General features: G+C 67.2%; 21 protein-coding genes. 5 read left to right on the forward strand and 16 right to left on the reverse strand.

Annotation, left to right across the window (positions count from 1 at the left end):
* Positions 1-8 precede the first annotated feature (8 nt).
* The 7 genes from ligA to OG203_RS14190 all read right to left on the reverse strand — a co-directional run bounded on the left by ligA (position 9) and on the right by OG203_RS14190 (position 9622).
* A complete protein-coding gene (gene ligA, locus OG203_RS14160; protein ID WP_405167873.1) occupies positions 9-2129 on the reverse strand; it encodes an NAD-dependent DNA ligase LigA in 2121 nt (706 codons plus the stop codon).
* Between the two features lie 129 nt (positions 2130-2258).
* Entirely contained in the window at positions 2259-3293 is a 1035-nt protein-coding gene (locus OG203_RS14165) for a methionine synthase (protein ID WP_405167874.1), read from the reverse strand.
* A gap of 243 nt (positions 3294-3536) precedes the next feature.
* Complete coding sequence (gene mnmA, locus OG203_RS14170; RefSeq protein ID WP_405166107.1) at positions 3537-4652, reverse strand: tRNA 2-thiouridine(34) synthase MnmA; 1116 nt, start codon at positions 4650-4652, stop codon at positions 3537-3539.
* Positions 4652-5881 carry a cysteine desulfurase family protein gene (locus tag OG203_RS14175; RefSeq protein WP_405166108.1) on the reverse strand — a complete coding sequence of 410 codons (1230 nt, stop codon included), beginning with the start codon at positions 5879-5881 and terminating at the stop codon, positions 4652-4654. The genes mnmA and OG203_RS14175 overlap by 1 nt, the downstream gene beginning before the upstream one ends.
* A 293-nt stretch (positions 5882-6174) precedes the next feature.
* Positions 6175-7215, reverse strand: coding sequence for a lysophospholipid acyltransferase family protein (locus OG203_RS14180; protein WP_405166109.1), 1041 nt, complete (start codon positions 7213-7215; stop codon positions 6175-6177).
* Entirely contained in the window at positions 7212-8039 is an 828-nt protein-coding gene (locus OG203_RS14185; protein ID WP_405166110.1) for a GNAT family N-acetyltransferase, read from the reverse strand. Before OG203_RS14185 ends, OG203_RS14180 begins: the two co-directional genes overlap by 4 nt.
* Positions 8040-8329: 290 nt before the next feature.
* Complete coding sequence (locus tag OG203_RS14190) at positions 8330-9622, reverse strand: NAD(P)/FAD-dependent oxidoreductase (protein ID WP_405166111.1); 1293 nt, start codon at positions 9620-9622, stop codon at positions 8330-8332.
* A gap of 111 nt (positions 9623-9733) precedes the next feature.
* Between OG203_RS14190 and OG203_RS14195 the strand changes: the two genes are divergently transcribed.
* Positions 9734-10591, forward strand: a complete 858-nt coding sequence (locus tag OG203_RS14195; RefSeq protein WP_357377962.1) for a LysR family transcriptional regulator — start codon at positions 9734-9736, stop codon at positions 10589-10591.
* 87 nt (positions 10592-10678) lie between these two features.
* Here OG203_RS14195 and OG203_RS14200 read toward each other — a convergent pair whose 3' ends face one another.
* The 7 genes from OG203_RS14200 to OG203_RS14230 form a co-directional block, all read right to left on the reverse strand.
* Positions 10679-11440 (reverse strand): ABC transporter permease, encoded by a 762-nt coding sequence (locus OG203_RS14200; protein ID WP_405166112.1) that lies wholly within the window; start codon positions 11438-11440, stop codon positions 10679-10681.
* Positions 11437-12444, reverse strand: coding sequence for an ATP-binding cassette domain-containing protein (locus tag OG203_RS14205; RefSeq protein WP_405166113.1), 1008 nt, complete (start codon positions 12442-12444; stop codon positions 11437-11439). Before OG203_RS14205 ends, OG203_RS14200 begins: the two co-directional genes overlap by 4 nt.
* 72 nt (positions 12445-12516) lie before the next feature.
* The gene (locus tag OG203_RS14210; RefSeq protein WP_405166114.1) at positions 12517-13119 is read right to left on the reverse strand and encodes a PadR family transcriptional regulator; all 603 of its coding nucleotides are present in this window, start codon (positions 13117-13119) and stop codon (positions 12517-12519) included.
* Positions 13120-13246: 127 nt separating this feature from the next.
* The gene (locus tag OG203_RS14215; RefSeq protein ID WP_405166115.1) at positions 13247-14401 is read right to left on the reverse strand and encodes a hypothetical protein; all 1155 of its coding nucleotides are present in this window, start codon (positions 14399-14401) and stop codon (positions 13247-13249) included.
* Positions 14398-14967, reverse strand: a complete 570-nt coding sequence (locus OG203_RS14220; RefSeq protein ID WP_405166116.1) for a DUF4365 domain-containing protein — start codon at positions 14965-14967, stop codon at positions 14398-14400. The genes OG203_RS14215 and OG203_RS14220 overlap by 4 nt, the downstream gene beginning before the upstream one ends.
* Before the next feature lie 149 nt (positions 14968-15116).
* The gene (locus tag OG203_RS14225) at positions 15117-16073 is read right to left on the reverse strand and encodes an electron transfer flavoprotein subunit alpha/FixB family protein (protein WP_405166117.1); all 957 of its coding nucleotides are present in this window, start codon (positions 16071-16073) and stop codon (positions 15117-15119) included.
* A 30-nt stretch (positions 16074-16103) separates the two neighbouring features.
* Positions 16104-16889 (reverse strand): electron transfer flavoprotein subunit beta/FixA family protein, encoded by a 786-nt coding sequence (locus OG203_RS14230; protein ID WP_107658547.1) that lies wholly within the window; start codon positions 16887-16889, stop codon positions 16104-16106.
* A 283-nt stretch (positions 16890-17172) separates the two neighbouring features.
* Here OG203_RS14230 and OG203_RS14235 point away from each other — a divergent pair, with 283 nt between their 5' ends.
* From OG203_RS14235 to OG203_RS14245, 3 genes are read left to right on the forward strand one after another with little or no spacing between them, the layout of a single operon-like run.
* Positions 17173-17991, forward strand: coding sequence for a methyltransferase domain-containing protein (locus OG203_RS14235; protein ID WP_405166118.1), 819 nt, complete (start codon positions 17173-17175; stop codon positions 17989-17991).
* Positions 17988-19568: a 1,4-alpha-glucan branching protein domain-containing protein gene (locus OG203_RS14240; RefSeq protein WP_405166119.1), complete on the forward strand. Its 1581-nt coding sequence runs from the start codon at positions 17988-17990 to the stop codon at positions 19566-19568. The genes OG203_RS14235 and OG203_RS14240 overlap by 4 nt, the downstream gene beginning before the upstream one ends.
* The gene (locus OG203_RS14245; protein WP_405166120.1) at positions 19565-20818 is read left to right on the forward strand and encodes a glycosyltransferase family 4 protein; all 1254 of its coding nucleotides are present in this window, start codon (positions 19565-19567) and stop codon (positions 20816-20818) included. Before OG203_RS14240 ends, OG203_RS14245 begins: the two co-directional genes overlap by 4 nt.
* Before the next feature lie 53 nt (positions 20819-20871).
* Here the strand turns inward: OG203_RS14245 and OG203_RS14250 are convergent, their stop codons facing one another.
* Entirely contained in the window at positions 20872-21417 is a 546-nt protein-coding gene (locus OG203_RS14250; RefSeq protein WP_405166121.1) for a DUF1697 domain-containing protein, read from the reverse strand.
* Positions 21414-22160, reverse strand: coding sequence for an acyltransferase (locus tag OG203_RS14255; protein WP_405166122.1), 747 nt, complete (start codon positions 22158-22160; stop codon positions 21414-21416). The genes OG203_RS14250 and OG203_RS14255 overlap by 4 nt, the downstream gene beginning before the upstream one ends.
* Before the next feature lie 296 nt (positions 22161-22456).
* On the opposite strand from OG203_RS14255, the gene OG203_RS14260 reads away from it, so the two are divergent.
* Positions 22457-23797 carry a PQQ-binding-like beta-propeller repeat protein gene (locus OG203_RS14260; protein WP_405166123.1) on the forward strand — a complete coding sequence of 447 codons (1341 nt, stop codon included), beginning with the start codon at positions 22457-22459 and terminating at the stop codon, positions 23795-23797.
* The last annotated feature ends 2 nt before the right edge of the window (positions 23798-23799 follow it).

The following is a 23799-nucleotide window of genomic DNA, read 5'->3' on the forward strand; positions in this document are numbered from 1 at the left end:
TCGCTCGCTTACTCTTCCGCCTCCGCCTCGGCATCCGCGCTCGCCGCGGCGGGTACCACCGCGTCCGGCCCTTCCGCCAACAGCAATCGGAACCCGTCCTCATCGAGGATCGGCACGCCGAGCTCCTCCGCCTTCGCGGCCTTCGTCCCCGGCGAATCACCGATCACCACGAACGCCGTCTTCTTCGACACCGAACCCGCGGCCTTGCCGCCGCGAATCAGGATCGCCTCCTTGGCGCCGTCGCGCGAGAATCCTTCCAGCGAGCCGGTCACCACGATCGACAGGCCTGCCAGGGTGCGCTCGATGGACTCGTCGCGTTCGTCGGCCATCCGCACACCGGCGTCGCGCCACTTGTCCACGATCTCGTGATGCCAGTTGACGGTGAACCACTCCGCGACCGCGGCCGCGATGGTCGGGCCGACACCGTCGGCGGCGGCCAGTTCCTCGGACGAGGCGTCCTGGATCCGGTCGAGACTGCCGAATTCGCGGGCAAGTATCCGCGCCGCGGTGGGACCGACGTGCCGGATGGACAGTGCGACGAGCACTCGCCACAGCGGCCGATTCTTGGCGGTCTCCAGATTCTCCAGCAGCCGCCTGCCGTTGGCGGACAGTTCGCCGTCCTTGTTCACGAACAGCGTGGTGGTGAGCAGCGTCGCCTCATCGAGGTCGAACAGGTCGCCCTCGTTGGTGATCGCACCCGACTTCAGCAGATCATTGGCGGCCTCGTAGCCGAGCGATTCGATATCGAAGGCGCCGCGGCCCGCGACGTGGAAGACGCGCTCGCGCAGCTGCGCCGGGCAGAACTGCTGGTTGGGGCAGCGGATGTCGGCGTCACCCTCCTTCTGCGGCGCCAACTCGGTGCCGCACGCCGGGCAGTGCGTCGGCATCACGAACTCGCGCTCGTCGCCGGTGCGCGCGTCGACCACCGGGCCGAGCACCTCGGGGATCACGTCGCCCGCCTTGCGGATGGTGACCGTGTCGCCGATCAGCACGCCCTTGCGCTTGACCTCCGAGGCGTTGTGCAGCGTGGCCATCTCGACCGTCGAGCCAGCGATGGAGACCGGTTCCATCACCGCGAACGGGGTGACCCGGCCGGTGCGGCCAACGTTCACCTCGATGTTCAGCAGCTTGGTCGTCGCCTCCTCCGGCGGATACTTGTAGGCGATCGCCCAGCGCGGGGCCCGCGAGGTGGCGCCGAGACGACGCTGCAGCGCCATCTCATCGATCTTGATGACCTGGCCGTCGATCTCGTGCTCGATATCGTGGCGGTGCTCGCCCCAGTACTCGACGCGCTCGATGACGGCGTCGATGCCATGCACCAGCTTGGTGTGGTCGGAGACCGGCAGGCCCCAGGCGGCGAGCGCGCGGTAGGCCTCGTGCTGCGAGGTCGGGGTGTAGCCCTCGATGCGGCCGAAGCCGTGGCAGATCATCCGCAGCCTGCGGCGCGCGGTGACCGACGGGTCCTTCTGTCGCAGCGAGCCCGCCGCGGTATTGCGCGGATTGGCGTACGGCGGTTTGCCTTCGGCCACGATCGACGCGTTGAGCGTCTCGAAATCCGCCAGCCGCATGTACGCCTCGCCGCGCACCTCGAGCAGCGTCGGGATGGGGAACTCGTCGGTCGGCGTCAACTCGCCGGGGATGTCCTCGATGGTGCGCGCGTTGAGCGTGACGTCCTCGCCGGTGCGTCCGTCGCCGCGGGTCGCGCCGCGCACCAGCTTGCCGTTCTCGTAGACCAGGTTCAGCGCAACGCCATCGATCTTCACCTCGCACAGATAGTGCAGGTTCGGCCCGGTCTCCACCTCCACCCGGCTCGCCCAGGTGCGCAGCTCGTCGAAGTCGAACACGTTGTCCAGCGACAGCATCCGCTCGAGGTGGTCGACCGCGGTGAAGTCGGTCGCGAACCCGCCGCCGACGAGCTGGGTCGGTGAATCCGGGGTGAGCAGATCGGGATGCCGCTCCTCCAACGCCTGCAACTGCCGCAGCAACGTGTCGAACTCACCGTCGGAGATAATCGGTGCGTCACGCACGTAGTAGCGGAACTGATGCTCACGCACCTCATCCGCCAACCGCTGCCATTCGACGCGCTGCTCCGCCGTAGCCGGGCTCACCGCACTCGCGTCACTGTTCACCGCACCGCTGTCACTCACCCAACGCACATTAGCGGAGCCCCCCGACAACCTCCGGCACTGTTCCCGCACGTCGCCGCACCGAATGCGGCGGAACCGAGCCGACCGACGGGATGCGCGACGGCGAGCGGGTCAGGCGATGCCCGACGGCTCGTCGAAGGTGAGGGACTCGGGGTCTTCGGCGTAGGCGCGGGCTACCTCGTTGGCGAGGCCGATGGCCTTGCGGGCCCAGGTCAGTGTGGTGTTGCCGAGGCCGCAGGCCGGGGCGACGAGGATCTGGGTGGCCAGCGTGGTGCGCGCGAAGCCGAGGCGATCGATGAGGCGGACGCCGGGTTCGGCGATGTCGCGCCAGGTCGGCGGGGTGGCGGGGGCGGTGGTGGGGACTAGGCCGAGTACTAGATGTTTGCCGGAGTCCAGGATTTCGCCGATGCTGTCCAATTCGCGGGTGCCGATGGTGGCGATGTCGAATCCGATTGCGGCGGCGGTGCTTCCGCGCAGGAACGCGAGGGCGGGGGGTTCGGCGCAGCTGTGGATCAGCACCGGTGCGGACTGGGTCGCGATGAGGGTGTCCAGGATGGTGAGTGCTTCGGGTTCGGGCATCGCGCGGACGCTGTCGAGCATGCTGACACCGCTCAGGGAGCCTTCGAGCACGGCGGTCAGCGACGGTTCGTCCAGTTGCAGAACGACTTCCGCGCCGAGCCGCTTACGGACCTCGGCGACATGGTTCACCAGGCCCTCGGCGAGGGATTCCGAAAGATCGCGCAGCGCACCGGGATCGGTGACGGCCAAGTGTCCATTCGGCAGCTCGACCTGTGCCGCGAGCGTCAGCGGACCGGCGACCTGCAGCTTGATCGGACGACCCGAACCCGCCGAACCCGCTGTCTCCCATGCCTCTTCGAGCGCGTCGAGATCGCCGCGGAGCAAATCGCGAGCCCGCCGCGACACTCCGCCCGGCCGCGGCGCGAGCCGGTAGCCGCGGGTGGTGGTGTCGAAGCGCATGTCGACGAGCAGCGCCGACATCCGCCCGATGATGTCCGCGCCCGCCCCGCGCCCCGGAAGTTCCACCAGGTGTGGCAGATCCGGCAATTCGCCGAGAATGGTCGCGGCGGCCTCGCGGGAATCGGTGCCGGGCCAGGAGCCGACGCCGGTCGCGATCCCGCCGCGCAACCCGCTCGCCGCTGGCTGGTCCGCAGCGTCGCTCGCTCGGTCGATTTCCGTGCCTTTCGCGTTCTGGTACACCGTTGTCGCTTCCGTCAGTCGATCGTTGTGCGCGCCATCCGGATACCCGGTCGCGGTCTGATCAGTGTGCGCGGCAGGCGGATTCGCCGACCGCGATCCGGTGCGAATCGCTGCCCTTCGACGCGGCAGCCGGTCTCGGGTAACCCTCGCACATCGGCGCGTTGGTCGTGGTCACCGCGTGGCGGCCGACTCCGCCTCGCTGCCGATCGCCGCGCTGCCGGTACCGGAGATGGTTCCGCTGCCGATCACCAGGTCCCCCAGCTCATCCGGTCGATACAGCACAACCGCCTGGCCGCGCGCGACACCGGTCAGCGGCTCGCGCAGGCGAACCGACAGCCCGTCGCCGACCGCCTCGGCGATCGCCGGTGCGGTGCCGCCGTGCGCGCGCACCTGCACGACACATTCGATCGGCCCGTCCGGCGCGGCACCGGAGGTCCAGATCGCGCGCTCCGCCTCGATGGTCCACACCTGCAGGTCCTCGACCGAACCGACCCGGACGGTGCCGGAGTCGGGATCGATGCCGGTCACGTAGCGCGGCTTGCCGTCCGCGGCCGGGCCGGGCAGCCCGAGGCCCTTGCGCTGGCCGATCGTGAACCCGTGCACGCCTTCGTGTTCCGCGAGTTTCTGACCGTCGGCGTCGACTACGGCGCCCGGCCGAATGCCGATCTTGGCACCGAGGAACGCCTGGGTGTCGCCGGACGGGATGAAGCAGATGTCGTGGCTGTCCGGCTTGTTCGCGACGGCAAGGCCGCGCTCGGCGGCCTCTTCGCGGATCCGAGGCTTCGGGGTGTCGCCGACGGGGAACATGGCGCGCGAGAGCTGCTGGGCGTTCAGCACCGCGAGCACGTAGGACTGGTCCTTGTCGGCGTCGACGGCCCGGCGCAGCACGCCGTCGTCGAGCCGCGCGTAGTGACCGGTGACCACGGCGTCGAAGCCGAGCGCGAGCGCGCGGTCGGCCAGCGCGGAGAACTTGATCTTCTCGTTGCAGCGCAGGCACGGGTTGGGCGTCTCACCGGCCGCGTAGGCGGCGACGAAATCGTCGATCACGTCTTCCTTGAAGCGATCGGCGAAATCCCAGACGTAGAACGGGATGCCGAGCACGTCGGCGGCCCGCCTCGCGTCGCCCGCGTCCTCCTTCGAGCAGCAGCCACGCGACCCGGTGCGCAATGTGCCCGGCGACGCGGACAGCGCCAGATGCACACCGACCACCTCGTGACCAGCCTCGACGGCACGTGCCGCCGCCACCGCCGAATCAACACCACCACTCATCGCGGCAAGTACTCGCATCAAACACCTCCCTTGGCACCGGCCAGACCCGCGGCCATGGCCCGCTCAACAACCTTGGGCAACACATCGAGCAACGCCTCGACATCGGCGCGCGTCGAGGTGTGCCCCAACGAAAATCGCAGCGACCCTCGGGCCTGCCACTGTTCGACACCCATCGCGATCAACACGTGACTCGGCGACGCGACACCGGCGGTACAGGCCGACCCGGTCGAGCACTCGATCCCGGCCGCGTCGAGCAGCATCAGCAGCGAATCCCCTTCGCAGCCAGGGAAGGTGAAGTGCACATTGCCGGGCAGCCGTCGATCGCCGGGCGCGCCGTTGAGCACCGCCTCCGGCACGATCTGCCGCACGCCGTCGATCAGCGCGTCCCGCAACGCGGTCAGTTCCGCGGTGCGCGTTGGCAATTCGATCGCCGTCTGATGCAGCGCGGTGGCCAAGCCGACCGCGGCCGCGGTGTCCGAGGTGCCCGAACGCAGGTCGCGCTCGTGCCCGCCGCCGTGCAGCAGCGGCACGCACGGCACCTGCCTGCCGAGCAGCAGCAGGCCGACGCCGTGCGGGCCGCCGACCTTGTGCCCGGCGAAACTGGCCGCCGACAATCCGCTCGCGGCGAAGTCGATCGGCAGCTGGGCCGCGGCCTGTACCGCGTCGCTGTGCATGGGGACGCCGAATTCCTGTGCCACGGCGGCCAATTCACCGATCGGCTGAATGCTGCCGACCTCGTTGTTGGCCCACATGATGGTGACAAGCGCGACATCGTCCGGGTTCGCGGACAGCGCGGCCCGCAGCACGCGCGGCGAGACGACGCCGTCGGCGTCCACCGGCAGCCAGGTGATCCTGGCGCCCTCGTGCCGCTCCAGCCACTCGACCGCGTCGATCACCGCGTGATGCTCGACCGAGCTGACGATGATCCTGGTTCGGCGCGGGTCGGCGTCGCGGCGCGCCCAGTAGATGCCTTTGACCGCCAGATTGTCGCTCTCGGTCCCGCCGGAGGTGAAGATGACCTCCGAGGGCCTTGCGCCGAGATCGGCGGCGATCGACTCACGCGCCTCCTCCAGCGTCCGCCGGGCAGCGCGCCCCGATCCGTGCAGCGACGAGGCGTTACCCGCCATCGCCAACGCAGCCGTCATCGCCTCGATAGCGGCAGGCAACATTGGTGTGGTGGCCGCATGATCGAGGTAGACCGTATGGGTCGCCGCACCGTGGACCGAACCCGAAATAGCCGCCTTCATGACCAAATAAGCCTATCCCAGCGTTGACCTGCGCATCTTTGGGGTCTCCCCCGGCTGTCTGTGATTCACCCACGATGCGCAACCCGCCTACCGCCCTGCGGTATTCCCGCAACCGGCGCGTCCTGGGCGCTCGACCCGTGTGTCCGGTTCCCCAGCGACCGCCATTCGGCACGCTCGTACCAGATCACGATCTTCCCGGTGCTGATCCCGGCCGCCGCCGTGGCGCTGCGACTCGCTCGGTAGGACAGCGCGCAGCCGCAGGCCATTGCCTGCGGCTGCGCGCAGTTCTCGGCTTACCTGCCGACCGTCTCGACCCGGCGACCTCGGCCGCGCAATACGGGCCGCAGGCGACGGGGTGGCCTGCGGACCTCCGGTGCGTCCGAGGAGACCGACGGGTCCTTGACGCGGGTCTTGCCCGACTCGATCCAGACCGTGGCGTCGAGCGCGCCGTGCCGGGACAGTTCGGCGCCACGGATGGCGGCCTCGCAGCGGCGGGCCAGGTCTCGGCGATCGGTGCCTGGCTGCTGGACCGTCTCCAGGACTACCTCGGCGACCATGCCGCGCGAACGCAGCACGCGGCGGGCGGACGAGGCGAAGGAGTCTTCGCCGACGAATCCGGGGACCGTGCACTGCACGCCATGCCGGTCCAGGTAGCGCAACCGCACCGGCTGGACCGGGGTATCGGTGTTGATCGCCGCTTGGAACAGCGCGGGACGCATGCTGCCGTACGCGCGACCGCACCAGGTGGTGCCCTCGGGGAACACCGCGATCCGCTCGCCGGCGCTGAGCCTGGCGCCGATCTGGGCGACCACACCGGGCAGCGCGCGCAACTTCTCCCGTTCGATCGGGATGACCCGCATCAGCGTCGCCAGCTTGCCGAGCACGGGCCAGTCGACCATGTCCGCGCGGGCGACGAAGCCGAGCGGCTGCACCGCGGCGAGCGCGACGATGTCGGTCCAGCCGATATGCCCGACAACGACCATGACCCCGGTACCAGATGCCCCGTAAACAGAAGGCGCGGTGCTGCCCTCATCGACAGCACCGCGCCCGTTCGTGTCGATCCGGCGATCGACTATCCGCAATTCCATTCCGAGACAACTCAATAGCGTTCGCGCGTAACCGCGCTGCAGACGTTCTCGTTTGCCTTGCGGGGTAACCAGATTCACCATCGGGAAGCTGATGAGCAGCCCGGCTACACCGAGCAGCCGACCGATCACCCGGCCGGTGCCGACCTCATCGATCGACTCGATGCACCCGGCCCCGCAGGGACTCGACGGCATCCACGCGTGCGCGGTGGCCTTGGCGAGCGGCGCGTCGAACACCATGTCGCTCACCGTCCCCCGTCGAAAGTCGCTGCGGCGTCTTGTAATCGGTTCAGGTAGCGGGTGTTGATGGTGTCGAGGCCGAGGATGGCGACGAAGTCGGCGACGCCGAAGTCGGGGTCGTGGGCGGGCTCGCCGCAGATCTCCGCGCCGAGACGAAGGTAGCCGCGCAGCAGCGGGGGGAGCTTGGGGCGCGCGGGCGGTGTCATGTCGTCGAGGGTCTTGCCGTCGACAACGACCGGGCGGATCGGGTGCACCCGCTGTTCCGGATCGGAGGCGTGCCTGCCGAGCAGCATGTCGCGCACGCCGCGCACGTTCACGCCGGGTTCGTCAGTTGCGCTGTCCTGCATCGGTACCGAGACGCAGCCCATCACCCAGTCGTAACCGGTGAGCTGGATGTAGTGCAGGATGCCAGCCCACATCAGGGTCAGCACCGAGCCGTTGCGGTGATCGGGCACCACGCAGGCGCGGCCCATCTCGACGATCCGCCGGCCTTGCGGATCCAGTTGGGACAGATCGAATTCCGTGGCCGTGTAGTAACCGCCCGCCGCGGCGACCTTGTCCGGCGGCAACATCCGGTAGCAGCCGACGAAGTCTTGGGTCAGGTCGTCGCGAACCAGTAGGTGGTCGCAGTGCTCATCGAATCGGTCGGCGTCGAGGCCGGTACCGTTGTCGGGGATGTGGAATCCGGGCTCGCTCGCGAACACGCCGTAGCGCAGTCGCTGCGCCGCCGCGCGGTGCTCCGCGTCGGACGAGACGACCAGCGAGTACCGTGACCGTTCCACCCCGGAGTCCGTCGAGCGCGCCGGGGCTGTCAACACGGACGTAATAGTCATATCCGTGATGAAGCCAGGCCTAAACTGCGCTGGAGCAACCTCGAAGTGTCACCGCGATGCAGGTTCGGTGAACGAGACGCTGATCACACCGAGCGTTCACCGGACCGTCGCGCCATGTTCGCGTCAGCGCGCCGAAATCGCGTCCTTGAACTGCTGGAAGCCTTGTCCGTGAACACGATTCGAACAGACGCCGAACAACGTGAAGTCGCGTCGCGCGGATCTCGCGATGCGACTTCACGTTGCGTCCAGGTTGCGTTGTTCAGTTGCGCCCAACAGGCCCGAGTCCGAGCTCAGGCGGCGCTACGTTCCTCAGCACCCGCCCGCCGCGGCGCCTTCTCGACCTCGGCGAAACCGGGGCGCCCGGTGCCGATGAAGGCGACAAGCCAGGAGGCGACCGCGGCGAACCGGTTGCGGAAGCCGACCAGGTAGAACAGGTGTACCGCGAGCCACATGAACCAGGCGAGCAGACCGCGGAAGGTGATCTTGTCGTTCAGCTTGGTCACCGCGCTGAACCGGCTGATCACCGCCATGCTGCCCTTGTCCCAGTACTTGAACGCGGTGCCAGCCTGCTTCTTTCGGCGAATGATGTCCGCGGCGTGCCTGCCCTCCTGCATGGCCACCGGCGACTGCCCCGGGTAGCCGTTCAGGGAGGTCATATCGCCGATCGCGTAGATGTCGGCGTAGCCGCCAACGGTCAGGTCGGGATTGATCAACAGCCTTCCGGCGCGGTCGGTTTCGACGCCGGTGGCCTCGGCGAGGACCTTCGCGAACCCGCCGACCTGCACGCCCGCCGACCAGACGATCGTCTCCGCCGCGATACCGCGTTCGACGCCGCTCTTGTCCTTGACGGTGACCTTGCCCTCGTCGATGTCGGTGACGAAGGTGCCGAGCAGCACGTCGACGCCGGTGCGGGTCAACGACTTCTTCGCGTACTCGGACAGCCCGCCGCCGAACGGCGGAAGCACCTCACCGGCGCCCTCGACGAGGGTGACCGAAACTTCTTGGTGGTAATACCTTTTCGCCAGTTCCTTCAGCTGACCGGCCACCTCGACGCCGGTCGCGCCAGCCCCGACCACCACGAAGCTCAGCAGCCTGCGCTTGGTCTCCGCATCGGCGCCCTTGGCCTCGGCGAAGACCCGTTGGATCTGTGCGCGAAGCAGTTTCGCGTCGTCGATGGTCTTGAGCGAGTAGGTCTTCTCGGCGAAATCGTCACGGCCGAAGTAGGACTGGCTTGCGCCGGTGGCGGCGATCAGCGAGCCGTACCGGATGCGGCGCTGTTCGCCGTTCTGCTCATAAGTGACGATCGCCTTATCGGGATCGATGGCGACCACCTTGCCGAGGCGCACATCGGCCTCGCGGTGGCGCCGCAGAATGGCGGCGATCGGCGGCGCAATCTCCTCCGATGCCAGCACACCGGTCGCTACCTGGTACAACAACGGTTGGAACAGGTGCTCCGGCGTGCTGGAGATCAGCACGTAATCGATACCCGACTTGGCAAGTTGTTTGGCGGCGGAGAGTCCGCCGAACCCCGATCCGACGATGACGACACCCGCGGTTTCGATTCCCGCATCCACGTACTGCATGACAGCCTCCTTCTCTCATTACCAACCGTCATCGGGAACGAGGATATTTCAGGAGTTAGGGCGCATAATTCAGATGACTCTTATCTCGATCCGTCATTAATCGGAGGCGCTGTGGAACTTCGGCAGCTCACCTACTTCGTGGCCGTCTGCGAGGAGCTCAGCTTCAGCGGGGCGGCCGCGAGGTGCTTTATCTCACAGTCCGCGATCAGCCATCAGATCTCCCGGCTCGAGCGCGATCTTGGCGTGCAATTGTTCGAGCGATCGACAAGATCAGTCGTTGCCACCGACGCCACCGCGCGGCTACTTCCCCTTGCGAAACAAATGCTGAGCCTCGAGTCGGCGATCCGGGCGGCGGTGCGCACGGTCGGCCCGCGCATCCGGCTCGCGGCGAACATGTCCTTCGCGACGCGATCGCTGTCGGCGATCGCCGGTGCCCGCGCGACGCACCCCGAGGCGGAGATCGAGTTCGTGATCAAGCCGTTCCGGCAGCGGATCACCGCGGTGGCCGACGGCGACTGCGATCTCGCGCTCATCCGCGGCAGCGTCGATCAGCCTGGCCTGGAGGTGGAGCAGCTGTGGGTCGAGGACCTCGTGATCGCCACCTCCAGCGCACATCCGCTGGCCACCAGGGAGACGGTGACGCTGTCGGATCTGAGCAGGTATCCGCTGCTGCTGCCGCCGGAGCAGGAACAGGTGTTGTTGCACACCGTGATTCGGTCCGCGTTCGCCGAGCTGCCCACCGGACCCACCTTCGGTCCGCCGATTCCGCCCGATCACACCGCGACCCTCGAACTGATCAACCGGCCCGACGCCTGGACGGTCCTCTACGCCGAAAGCTCCACCGAGGGCCTGGTCGTCCTGAAACTGGCCGACCAGAAGCTCCGCATCCCGGTCTCCGCGGTCCTACGCAGCGACGTCCGTCGCTCTCCCATCCTCACCACCCTGCTCGCCGGGCTCCACCGCCCCTGAGCGCACCGCACCTGATCGACGGAACGACCCCGAGCCTGGGCCCGGGGTCGTTCGCTATGAATCACGCAGTGCGCGAGCATGTCTCACTCAGGCGTTCTCCCTGGCGAAGCTGCGGGCACCGATCACCATGAGCACCAAGGCAATCGCCACGGTAACGCCGGTGCCGAGGTAGACATCGGTGCTGCCGAAGTCGCCGCGGAACAGCGCCCGCGCGGCATCGACGGTGTGCGAGAACGGGTTTGCCTTCGCGATATCCCGCAACCAGTTCGGCCCGACGGCCATCGGCAACAGGATCCCGGACAGCAGCATGATCGGCAGGGTCAGGGTGTTGAGCACCGAAGCGAGCGTGCCCTCCTGCCTGGCCCAGAGCCCCAGTGCATAGGACGCGGCTGCGAGTCCGGCGGACATCACCGCGATCAACAGCACCGACAGCACCAAACCCAATGGGTCCGGCCGTAATCCGAACGCCAGCACCGCAACCCCGACCAGGACCAGCGCCTGCACGATCAGCACCACCATGTCCTTGAGCACCCGGCCGAGCAACAGCGCGCCCCGGTCCGCGGGCGTAACCCGTTGTCGCTCTATGACACCCGCGCGCAGCTCCGAGATGATGGCGAATCCGGCGAACAACGAACCCATCAGCCCGGTCTGGATGACCAATCCTGGCGTGAGGATCTTCCACGGGTCGACGTCGGTGCCGAGCGCGGGCGCGATCCCTTTGATCAACGGACCGAACAGCACCAAATACAGAATCGGTTGGGACAGCCCGATCATCACCCAGATGGGGTTGCGCAGGTTGCTGCGCAGTTGAGACCAGAAGATCAGGCCGGTGTCATGCGCGAATCTCATGACCGATTCCCTTCTCGCAGTGAACGTCCGGTGATGGTGAGGAAGACATCGTCGAGGCTCGGCCGTTTGACGGTGATCGCGCCCGCCGCGATTCCCCGTTCGTCCAGCGCCCGCAGCAGGGGCACGACGGCGGCGTCGCCCCGCTCGACCGTCAGGTGCACCACCGTCGCGCCCGCGTCCTCGGCGCGTACCCCCGATCGCACGTCGAGCACGGACTCGGCCACCCGGAGCGCGAGATCGGCGTGCTCGTCGGCGATTTCGAGGCTGACCACGTCGCCGGAGATGCGCCGCTTGAGTTCGTCGGGCGAGCCCTCGGCGACGATGCCGCCGTGGTCCATGACCAGCAACCGGTCGCACAGTGCGTCGGCCTCTTCGAGATAGTGCGTGGTGAGCACGATGGTGGTGCCCCGATCCCGAAGTCCCCGAATGTGTTCCCACAGATTGGCCCGGCTCTGCGGGTCGAGGCCGCTGGTCGGCTCGTCCAGATAGATCAGCTTCGGACCGTGCACGAGCCCGAGCGCGATGTCCACCCGTCGCCGCTGTCCACCGGACAGCTGCGAGCACTTGCGCCCGCCGAGGCCGGCCAGGTCGAGCGCCGCGAGCAGCTCCTCGGCATTGCGTGTCGCCTGCGCCTTATCGAGGCCGAAAAGCCTTGCCTGCAAGACCAATTCGTCGATGACGAGTTCGAGATCGTTGGTCGTATTGCCCTGCGCGACATACCCGATGCGCGAACGCACGGTCCGCGCCTCGGTGCGCAGATCGGCGCCGGAGATGGTCGCCTCGCCCGCGGTCGGCGCGATCAGCGTGCTGATCATCCGCAGGGTAGTGGTTTTGCCCGCGCCGTTCGGGCCTAGGAGACCGAGGATTTCGCCGTCGTGCACGGCGAAATCGACCCCCCTGACCGCCTCGACGGGACCGGTTCTGGTTTTGAAGGTTCTGGCAAGCCCACGCACCTCGATGACCGCGGTGCGTGTGCGGCCACGAACAGTGTCGATCGTTTCCACACCGCTTACGGTAGGAACGATCGACCAAATAGTCAAGCTTTACTATTCAGGCTTGATCATATCGAGTGGGTCTCAGGTGTTCATCCCGTACATACCGCCGCCCCACGCGTCGAGCTCACCGGTTTCTATGCGCTCCAACGTCTTTCGCGACCAGTTCAGATCCGCCCTGATGTGGTCGGCGGACAGGCGCATCGCGTCGGCAACGTGGTACGGCACGGCCTCGGCGGGATCACCACTGCCCGCCAAGATCCGGGCCACCTCCCGCTCGGTGAAGACCAGCTCGGCCTCGAACTTGAGAATCCGGCTGTTCAACGCGGCGATGACTTCATCGCGCGGCGCCGCAGGAAAGAGCGCGACCGCGGCGAAGTACGGATTCTTCGGCTGCTCGGCGGAGAACAGCGACTCACGCAGCATCTCGCCGAACTCCTTCTCCCCCTCGCTGGTGAGCCGATACGTGGTCCGCTCCGGGCGAGCCCCCTCCTGCGCGACCCCCTCGATCGCGATCAGTCCGTCGCGCTGCAAGGTATTCAGCGCACCATAGATCGACCCCGGCTTCACATTCGCCCAATCATCGGCATGCCAGGACAGCAGCTCACGCCGAACGTCGTACCCGTGCACCGGTTGCAGCAGCCGGACGATGGCGAGCACCAGCATCCGAGTAGTAGGAACAGCCATACCGGCAGGCTATCGCACCTGCAGCGCCTTCTTGGAACACGTTCCCGCGCAACTCGTTCCAGCTGGCCGGAGACTAGAACCCAGTATCGGAGCGTCCACCGACACCGGCCATTGATCACGGCAGCGGTCAGATCCGACGGTCCACAAAGTTGGGATCTACATTGATTGTTCCGGTCAGCCGCCAAACACCACGCTCGAATATCAGATCACCAGACACTACAATCGGCTGCTTGCTCTGATGCGCACGAATTGCCCACGCATATTCCTCGCCGGCCAGCGGAACATGCACCTTTCGCGGGCGGCCGTCCACATGAGTAGACAACACGATACTGCTGGCTTCCTGATCCTCGTCACCGGAATCATCTCGATTAAGCGTACGAACCGTGCCGAGCAGCGTCACATAACGAGGCGGCTCCTCGCGCCGAACCAATCGTTCCCGTACGCGGGGCAGGCCTGCCATTGCATTGCGATCGACGATGATTCGCGAAGTGCCAACGTCAGGGCGCGGTTCAGCGGCCGCCCAATCGAACGACAGCTCCAATGCACGTAGTGTTTCCGGCTGGGTGAGATCCAGCACCGACTCCACCAAGCCTGCGCTCAAGCCCAGCTGTCCCGCCCGGTCGAGTGCACCTTCGTCCCAATCGAGTGCAAGCTGCCGCGTCGACTGCAAACCCGTGGCCAGCGTTGTCATCACCTTGCGCGGAAATGGCACAGTCGGCGACCCGTCCTCGTGCGGCGGCAGAACTTCACCGAGACGAGTCACGACAGTGAATACAAAACTGCCCCGTTTCGTGTGCCCCAGCCGGATATCATCTTCAAGAAAGTCGGTGACAATGGCCGACCTACTGCCACGGTGCGAATGAGTGGGATCATCAGCAGTTGTAGCGGCGGCCCGCATCATCGTCAACAGTGCTTCCAGAGTCTTCTCGGCTTGCCGAAAAGGGATTGTCCCATCCGTCATTTCCTGGTCGAGACGCACGAAGAAAAGATCAGCACGTGCCGCAGCGATACGCTCGGCCAGCTGCCCGATATTCCAATCATAAATGGTGGCGAGAGCTTGAAGCGTGTCGCGAAAACGCACAGGGAAGTCAGCGTAATCAGTAGCCAACGGCAGCATGACACGGCCTAGCGGACCGTCCGCGCCCGGAAGCCGCCAGATCTCTCTGACGTCTTGGTCCCTAGCCTCGAGCTGCCAATCCTGGCTCGCGAGGTACTGAGACACGGCGGGCGGCGACAAAGTGGACGCGATCTCCTGGAGACCGTCGAGCGGAACCTCTTTCACCACTGACCTCCTTCGCCGATTACCTGCATGATCCCTTGAAGGCTGCTCACGTCGAACAGGTTGCTCCTAGGCAGATGGACCGTCTTGCTGGCCTTACCATCCTCGATCGCGCCGAGTTCTCTCGCATGCTGCCAGTACATTCGGCTTGAACTGGTCAAGCCTGCTTCGGAGAGGTCCAGTAGTTGTTCAGGATCCTCAGGGACCAGCAGGACGCCAAGCAGTGCCGGGGCGAACCGTTTCGGGTTCACCAGCTTGAGAAACCGATCGCGCCCCAGCGACCATGCCAGGTGTTCGGCTCCGAGCAGCCGCCACTGTGTCGTGCACTTGAGCTGCATCTCGAACTCAGGGCAGTAGTACCGCATGTACTCAGCAGACGACGCAATCGTGATGTCGACCCCGTCATAGTCGGTCAGATGATGCTTGATGGAACAGCCCGCGGCGGCGGCAACCATTTGAATGAAGGCGAGGCTGAACTGTTCCTGTCGAGCGGTCATCGGCAGACCACCGTCCAGTGCCGATGACACCGACTCCAGGGGCAGGCTCCCGCTGCCATCGACGTCCACCATGTAACCCTCCCCTGATTCCCCAGAATATGCACCGCGTGGCGCTCCACGCAGACAGTAGCTGCCTTGTTCTGCCCGTCCCCCAGCAACGAAAAAGGTGGCCCCGACTGAATTCCCAGTCGGAGCCACCAATCATCGCGCTAAGCGAGCGATCAGCCCTTGTGCGTCTTGACCGCTTCGGTGAGCTGCGGGGCGACGTTGAACAGGTCGCCGACGATGCCGTAGTCCGCGATCTCGAAGATCGGGGCCTCTTCGTCCTTGTTGACCGCGACGATGGTCTTCGAGGTCTGCATGCCTGCCCGGTGCTGGATGGCGCCGGAGATGCCGAGGGCGATGTAGAGCTGCGGCGAGACCGTCTTACCGGTCTGGCCGACCTGGAACTGGCCAGGGTAGTAGCCCGAGTCGACCGCGGCACGCGAGGCGCCGACGGCGGCACCGAGCGAGTCGGCCAGCTCCTCGACGACCGAGAACTTCTCGGCGGAACCGACACCGCGACCACCGGAGACGACGATGTTCGCCTCGGTGAGCTCCGGACGGTCACCCGCGACGATCGGCTCGCGCGCGGTCACCTTGACCACGCCGTCTTCCTGCGCGGGCACCTCGACGGTGACCTTCTCACCGGCACCGGCCTGCGCGGACGCCTCGATGGCGCCAGGGCGCACCGAGATCACCGGCACGTCGCCGGTGGCCTTGGCGTCGACGGTGAACGCGCCACCGAAGATGGAGTGCACGGCGGTGCCGTCGGACTTCACGTCGATGACATCGACGAGCAGGCCGGAGCCGATGCGGGCGGCGAGGCGGCCCGACACCTCCTTGCCTTCGGCCGAGGCGGCGACGATGACGGCGGCCGGGGAGACCTGCTCGGTCAGCGCGGCGAGCACGTCGATCTTCGGGGTGAGCAGGTAGTTCTCCACGTCGTCGGATTCGGCGATGTAGATCTTCTCCGCACCCGCCGCGGCGAGCGCGTCGGCCAGCTTCTCGCCGGTGCCTGCGGTGCCGAGCACGACGGCAGCGGGCTCACCCAGGTTGCGGGCAGCGGTAAGGAGCTCGGTGCTGACCTTCTTGATCGCACCGTCCGCGTGCTCGATGAGCACAAGTACTTCAGCCATTTGTGTTCTCTCCTAAGCAGATCGGCGGGATCAGATGATCTTCTGACCGACGAGGTACTGGGCGATCTTGGTGCCGCCGTCGCCCTCGTCCGCGATCTTCTCGCCCGCGGTGCGCGGCGGCTTCGGGGTGGCTCCGGTGACGGTGGTGCCCGCGTTCGCGACACCGACGGTCGACGGGTCGACGCCCAGATCGGCCAGCGTGAAGGTCTGCACTTCCTTCTTCTTCGCGGCCATGATGCCCTTGAAGGAGGGGAAGCGCGGCTCGTTGATCTTCTCGGTGACGCTGACGATGGCAGGGAGGGTGGCCTCCAGCTTGAAGACGCCATCGTCGGTCTCGCGCTCGCCGGTGACCTTGTCGCCGTCGACGGTGAGCTTGCGCAGGTGGGTCAGCTGCGGCAGGCCGAGGTACTCGGCGATGATGGCGGGCACCGCACCGGCGCGACCGTCGGTCGCCTCGTTGCCTGCGATGACCAGCTCGACGCCTTCGACCTGGCCGAGCGCGCTCGCGAGCACCCAGGCGGTCTGCACGGCGTCGGAGCCGTGGATCGCCGGGTCGTTGATGTGGATGGCCTTGTCGGCGCCCATGGACAGCGCCTTGCGGATGGCCTCGGTTGCCCGGTCCGGACCGGCGGCAAGCACGGTGACCTCGCCGCCCTGCGCCTCCTTGATCAGCAGCGCTTCTTCGACGGCGCGCTCGTTGATCTCGTCGAGGACGGCGTCGGCGGCTTCGCGATCGAGGGTGTAGTCACCATCGGTCAGCTTGCGCTCGGACCAGGTGTCGGGAACCTGCTTGATGAGTACGACGATGTTCGGCATCGGTCTTCGTCGACCTCCTGTTCTGGTTACACGTATGGAGTGGTCGCACGAGCGGGCGCCGTACGTCCGTGTGAGTAGCTCAGGGCGTGACACTACCCTACGTTAAGTTACTCGTGGGTAACTTAGCCGCTTCTCTCTCACAGCACCAGACCCAGCGATATCGTGCCGGGCTGGAGCCCTGCCGCGCGACCCCCGCCGAACGGCCCATTGCGACTGGGTAGGGGCATCCCGGTGAACGGGTGCGGGTATCCCGCAAACACTCAGTGCCAGTAACGTCGGAACGATGAGCGAGGCTGTGATCCCTGCCGCAGTGGCCGACCCGACGGGCATGACCGGCGCCCCGGAAACGACCATCGGCGCCGTCGAACCGCTGCCGTTGACGGGCGAACGGACCGTCCCCGGCATTGCCGAGGAGAACTACTGGTTCCGCAGGCACGAGATCGCCTACGCGAGGCTGCTCGCTCGCTGCGCCGGAAAAACCGTGCTGGAGGCCGGATCCGGCGAAGGCTACGGCGCGGACATGATCGCCTCGGTGGCCACCAAGGTCACCGGCGTCGACTACGACACCGGCGCGGTCGAGCACGTGCGCGCCCGCTACCCGCGCGTTGAGATGATCCAGGGCAACCTCGCCGCACTGCCACTGCCCGACGCCTCGGTCGACGTGGTGGTGAACTTCCAAGTGATCGAACATCTTTGGGACCAAGGCCAGTTCCTCCGCGAGTGCCTTCGGGTGCTGCGCCCCGGCGGCGAACTGCTGATCAGCACGCCCAACCGGATCACCTTCTCGCCGGGTCGCGATACCCCGCTCAACCCGTTCCACACCCGCGAACTCAACGCGGCCGAGCTGACCGAACTGCTGGTCGAGGCCGGATTCGAGGTCGCGCAGATGACCGGCGTTCACCACGGCGCGAGCCTGAAAGCGTTGGACGCCAAGCACGGTGGGTCGTTCATCGACGCGCAGATCGAGCGGGCGCTGGCCGGCGAGCCGTGGCCCGCCGAGCTCACCGCCGACGTCGCGGCCGTCACCATCGATGACTTCACACTGATCGCCGAGGACATCGACGCGAGCCTGGATCTGGTCGCCATCGCGGTGAAGCCTTGACCAACGAGGCTGTTCCTGGCCAGTTCACCCTGGTCCTGCACTCCCATCTGCCCTGGCTCGCGCACCACGGCCGCTGGCCGGTCGGCGAGGAATGGCTCTACCAATCCTGGGCCGCCTCTTACCTTCCCGTCGCCGAGGTGCTCAGAACCCTTGCCGCCGAAGGACGTTCACGCCTGCTGAGCCTCGGCATCACGCCGGTGCTCGCGGCCCAGCTCGACGACCCGCACTGCCTGGCCGGGATGCACCACTGGCTCGGCAACTGGCAGCTGCGCGCCGACGAGGCGGCCATGTCCGGCAACGTCGCCCTCGGCAGGCACGAACATCGTTTGGCCACAGCGGCTTTGGCTGATTTCGAGCACCGCTGGCGGCACGGCGCCGCACCGGTCTGGCGTGAACTCATCGACGCCGACACGATCGAACTGCTCGGCGGGCCGCTCGCCCATCCGTTCCAGCCACTGCTCGATCCGCGGCTGCGCCAGTTCCAGCTCACCGAGGGTCTCGGCGACGCGCGACACCGCTGGGGCCACACCCCCACCGGCATCTGGGCCCCGGAATGCGGCTACACGCCGGGCATGGAGGTCGGCTACGCCGCCGCCGGTGTCACCCACTTCATGGTCGACGGACCCGCGCTGCGCGGTGACACGACCCTGGGACGGCCGGTCCGCGAGTCCGATGTGGTCGCGTTCGGGCGTGATCTGCAGGTGAGCTATCGGGTCTGGTCGCCGAAATCGGGCTACCCGGGCCAGAGTGCCTACCGTGACTTTCATCACTACGACCACGCGACGGGTCTCAAACCGTCCAGGGTCACCGGCAAGACGGTAGCCGGTCCGGACAAGGCTCCGTACGACCCGGAACTGGCGGCCGCGGCGATCGTCCGCGATGTCGACGACTTCGTGCACACGGTGCGCGAGCGACTGATCAGCGAATCCGCGCGGATCGGTCGGCCCGCACTGGTGGTCGCCGCGTTCGACACCGAATTGTTCGGCCACTGGTGGCACGAGGGACCGCAATGGTTGGCCCAGGTGTTGCGGGCACTGCCCGAAGCGGGCGTCACGGTCGGCACGCTGGCCGATGCGCGGGAACGCGGATTCGTCGGTGCGCCGGTGCCATTGGCGGATTCGTCCTGGGGCTCCGGCAAGGACTGGCGGGTCTGGGCCGGAGATCAGGTGAGCGACCTGGTCGAACTCAACGACGACATCGTGCGGGTCACCCTCGACACGGTCGACAAGATGCGCGCCGCCGACGGCGGGCCCGCGCTGCGCGACAAGGTCGCCGATCAGTTGCTGCGCGAAGCCATCCTCACCGTGTCCAGCGACTGGGCGTTCATGGTCAGCAAGGACTCCGCCGCAGGCTACGCGCGCGACCGCGCGCACCGGCACGCGCACGCCGTGCGGGAGATCGCGGCCGCTGTCGGAGCGGGTCAACTCGCGAAAGCACAGCAGTTGGCGGCAGGATGGGGGGCGGCTGACGGACTCTTCCCCGGTGTGGACGCGCGACGACTCGGGAGCGCCGGGTCCGGAGGAAGCTTCGCCGCGGCTGCCGAGCACGCCGCGTCCAGCGCAGAAGGACATGCATGAAGATCTTGATGGTGTCGTGGGAGTACCCGCCGGTCGTGGTCGGCGGGTTGGGCAGGCATGTGCATCACCTGGCGACCGAACTGGCCGTCGCCGGCCACGAGGTGGTCGTGCTGGCACGCCGCCCCTCCGGCACCGACTCCTCGACCCATCCCACCCACTCCTTCATCGCCGAGGGTGTGCTGGTTGTCGCGGTCGCGGAGGACCCGCCGGTCTTCGATTTCGGCGAGGACATGCTGGCCTGGACGCTGGCGATGGGGCACGCGATGGTGCGCGCCGGTATCGCGCTCGGCAAGCCAGGCATCGGTGACGGCTGGGCGCCCGACGTGGTGCACGCGCACGACTGGCTGGTCGCGCACCCCGGTATCGCGCTGGCCGAGTACTACGACGTGCCGCTGGTGTCGACCATTCACGCCACCGAGGCGGGACGGCACAGCGGCTGGGTCGCCGGCAAGGTCAACCGGCAGGTGCATTCCGTCGAGTGGTGGCTCGCCAACGAATCCGACGCGCTGATCACCTGCTCGGCCTCGATGCAGGACGAGGTGGAGCGGCTCTACGGCCCGGAGCGGGTGCCGATGACGGTGATCCGCAACGGAATCGACGTGGGCGCCTGGACATTTCGGCCGCGCTCGCCGCGCACCGGCCCGCCGCGACTGTTGTATGTCGGTCGGCTCGAATACGAGAAGGGTGTGCAGGACGCGATCGCCGCGCTGCCGCGCATCCGCCGCGCCCACCCCGGCACCACGCTCACCGTCGCCGGTGTCGGCACCCAGTTCGAGTGGCTGCGTGAGCGCGCTCGCGTGCATCGGGTGGCCCGCGCGGTGAACTTCGTCGGCCAGCTCGACCACTGCGAACTGCTCGGCTGGCTGCACGGCGCCGACGCCATTGTGCTGCCGAGCCGCTACGAACCCTTCGGCATCGTCGCGCTCGAGGCGGCCGCCGCAGGCACCCCGCTGATCACCTCCACCGCGGGCGGCCTCGGCGAAGCGGTCATCGACGGCGTCACCGGCGCCTCCTTCGCCCCCGCCGACGTCGACGGCCTGGTCGACGCCGCCCGCGTCACCCTCGACGACCCCATTGCCGCGCAAGACCGCGCCTACGCCGCCCGCGAACGCCTCACCGCCGATTTCGCCTGGGACGTGGTTGCCGCCGAAACCGCACAGGTCTACCACTCCGCCAAACGCCGCGTCCGCAACCCCCTCGGCCGCCCGAACATCATCGAACGCCCCCTCCCCGAGCGCGACCCGAAGTAGCTCGGCGCTGCGACCTGAAGTAGCTCGGGGCTGCGACCTGAAGTAGCTCGGGGCTAGGCGTCCATCTTCTTGACGACCCGCTGGACCGTGAGCCAGGTACGCGTCGTGATGTCCTTGCCGTGGGACTTTTCCAGCCAGCTCATGAAGTCCGGGGTCTTGCCCGGTTCGCTGTTGTCGATCACCGCCAGGTAGGTGCTGCACGGCTTGTCGTAGCCGACGACGCGGGTCAGCGGATCGGGCTGGTCGGGCAGCTTGCGGGCGACCTTTTTACGGTCCTTGAGGAACGTGGCCACGAGATAGGTGCCACGTCCGTGTGTGAGGCCGGGGAACGGGTCGGTGTCGAGCAGGGCTCGCAGCTCTTCGTAACTGCGGATGATCGTGCCACCGGCGATGCCGAGTTCCGCGTTGAGCGCCTGCTGTATCCGATCCTCGAGATCGCCGACATCGGTGTCCTCGGTCTGGAACACGATATTGCCGCTCGCGAGCACCGAGGCGACCTTCTCGAACCCGAGCCCCTCGAATACGCCGCGCAACTTCTCGTTGCTCATGTTCGGGTTGCTCGGTGCGATCCCACGCAACAGTGCGGCGTAGCGCGTCATGCCGTCTTGGCGCCGTTCTTCTTACGCTCGATATCTTCCAGTGCCGCAAGGTATTTCGCGCGCTCCTCGGCGCTCGCCTCCCAGGCGGCCTTGCGGTTCTTGACGACCTTGGCCGGTGCGCCGACCGCGATGCTGTAGTCCGGGATCTCGCCCTTGACGACGGCGTGCGCGCCGAGCACGCAACCGCGGCCGACCCGGGTCTCCCGCAGCACCGTGACCTTGGCGGCGATCCACGTGTCAGGACCGATCCGAACCGGGCTCTTCACGATGCCCTGATCCTTGATCGGCAGCGTGATGTCGTCCATCTTGTGGTCGAAATCGCAGATGTAGCACCAGTCGGCGACCAGGGTGGATTCGCCGATCTCGATGTCGAGGTAGGTGTTGACGACGTTGTCCTTGCCGAACACCACCTTGTCGCCGATGCGCAGCGAACCCTCGTGGCAGCGGATGGCGTTGCCGTCGCCGATGTGCACCCACCGGCCGATCTCCATCCGGCCGAGCTCGGGCGTCGCATGGATCTCCACCCGCTTGCCGAGGAAGACCATGCCGCGCAACACGATGTGCGGGTTGGCCAGCCGGAACTTGAGCAGCCGGTAGTAGCGCACCAGATACCAGGGGGTGTATGCCCGGTTCGCGAGCACCCAGCGCAGCGACGCAGCGGTCAGAAAGCGCGCCTGCTGCGGATCCCGGCGGCGCGATCCCCGCCAGCGCGAGCGCAACGGTGCGCCCCACATGCTCGTCACGAACGGCTCTCCTGTCGTGGTCCAACGGCTCGTCGCCACCTCGGCGGCGACGGGTAGAGCATAACGGGCGCGCCCGGACGCGATCCGTCCGCAGACCGCGCACGCGGGTGCGGGCCACGCGCGAACCACAACGGCGGGACACGTACACCCGCGCGGGCGCCTACCGTACAGTGACTGCTGCGCCGCGGGCGGCGCCCCCGAATCCACACGCGTACACCCGAACCGGGTCGCTCCAGAGCTGTGGGTCGGCACGCTTTAGTCTCGTGCGAGCGGAAACGACGACAGGAGTGCAGCAGGTGCGAAGTGGCGTACTGGCTAGTTCCATGTGGCGACCGTCGCGGATGCGGGTGGTTGCGTCGCTGGCCGCGGTCGGTGCGCTGGCGTTGGCCGGCTGCGGCACCGACGTCGACGACATCGCGGTCGGTCCGGGAAAGGGCTGGCCAGCCGCGTATCACGACGGACGCAACGGCGGAAGCAGCCCGGTGGTCGGCGCCAGGAAGATCGCGTTGAGCTGGTCGCGCCCGATCGGCGGGCCGATCGCCGAGCCGGTCACGATCGGCCCCGACGGACAGATGTTCCTGACCACGAACACGCCGAGCTGCACCCTCTACTCCTTCCAGATGGCCACCGGGCGCAAGCGTTTCTGCAGCGGGCTCGGTCCGACCGCGATCGCGACGCCGTCGGTGGTGGACGGCATGACGAATGTCTATGTCGGCGACGACAAGGACAATGTCGGCGCGGTGATCTCGTTCAACTACCTCGGCCAGCCGAGGTGGCGCACGACGGTGGCCGGTGCCCCGGTCTCGGCGCAGTTCACCGGCGACGGAAACCTGTTGACGATCACCCAATCCGGTCAGGTCGACGTGCTCTCCCGGCAGACCGGCGACCGTGTCGTGTCCACGATGCAGCTGCTCGGCGAGCCCGACTTCCTGGACAACCCGAACCTCACCTGGCCGGCGGCCGGGCAGGGCCTCGACGACTGCCACGTCGGCGAACCGCAGTGCCCGGTCGCGAACATCTCGGCCGTCGACGCCGCGACGGGACGCTTCTACGTCACGGTATGGCAGCCGGGCAAACCGACCGCCGCCCTGGTCGCACTTCGCTACGCGGACAACAAGATCCAACAGGAATGGCGTGCCGACCTGCTGTCCGGCGGCAGCTCCACCAGCCCGACCCTGTCGCCCGACGGCAAGACCGTCTACGTCGGCGACAACAGCAAGCGGCTGATCGCCGTCGATACCGCCGACGGGCGCACCAAATGGGTGCAGCCGCTGGAATGGACACCGCGCGGCGGCATTTCGGTGTCCAGCGACGGCCTGATCATCCCGTCCGGCGACGAGGGCTATCTGCTCGCCCTGCGCGACAAGGGCAATGCCGCGGAGATCGCTTGGGAGCGTAAGGATCTCGACCTGCGCGGCACGCCCGTGCAAACCGCGGGCGGTACCGGCTACACCGCCGCGGCGATCGGCGAGGGCCTCAACCTCATCACCTTCGACACCAAGACCGGCACCACCATCGACTCCGATGTGCTCCCCGGCGCGCAAGGCAGCACAACCGGCACCTCCATCGGCGCGCAGGGCGAGGTCATCGTCGCCACCCGCATCGGCGAACTGTTCGTCTTCAAGCCCGAACGCTGACG

The sequence above is a fragment of the Nocardia sp. NBC_01499 genome, assembly GCF_045040275.1.
Classification (GTDB): Bacteria; Actinomycetota; Actinomycetes; order Mycobacteriales; family Mycobacteriaceae; genus Nocardia.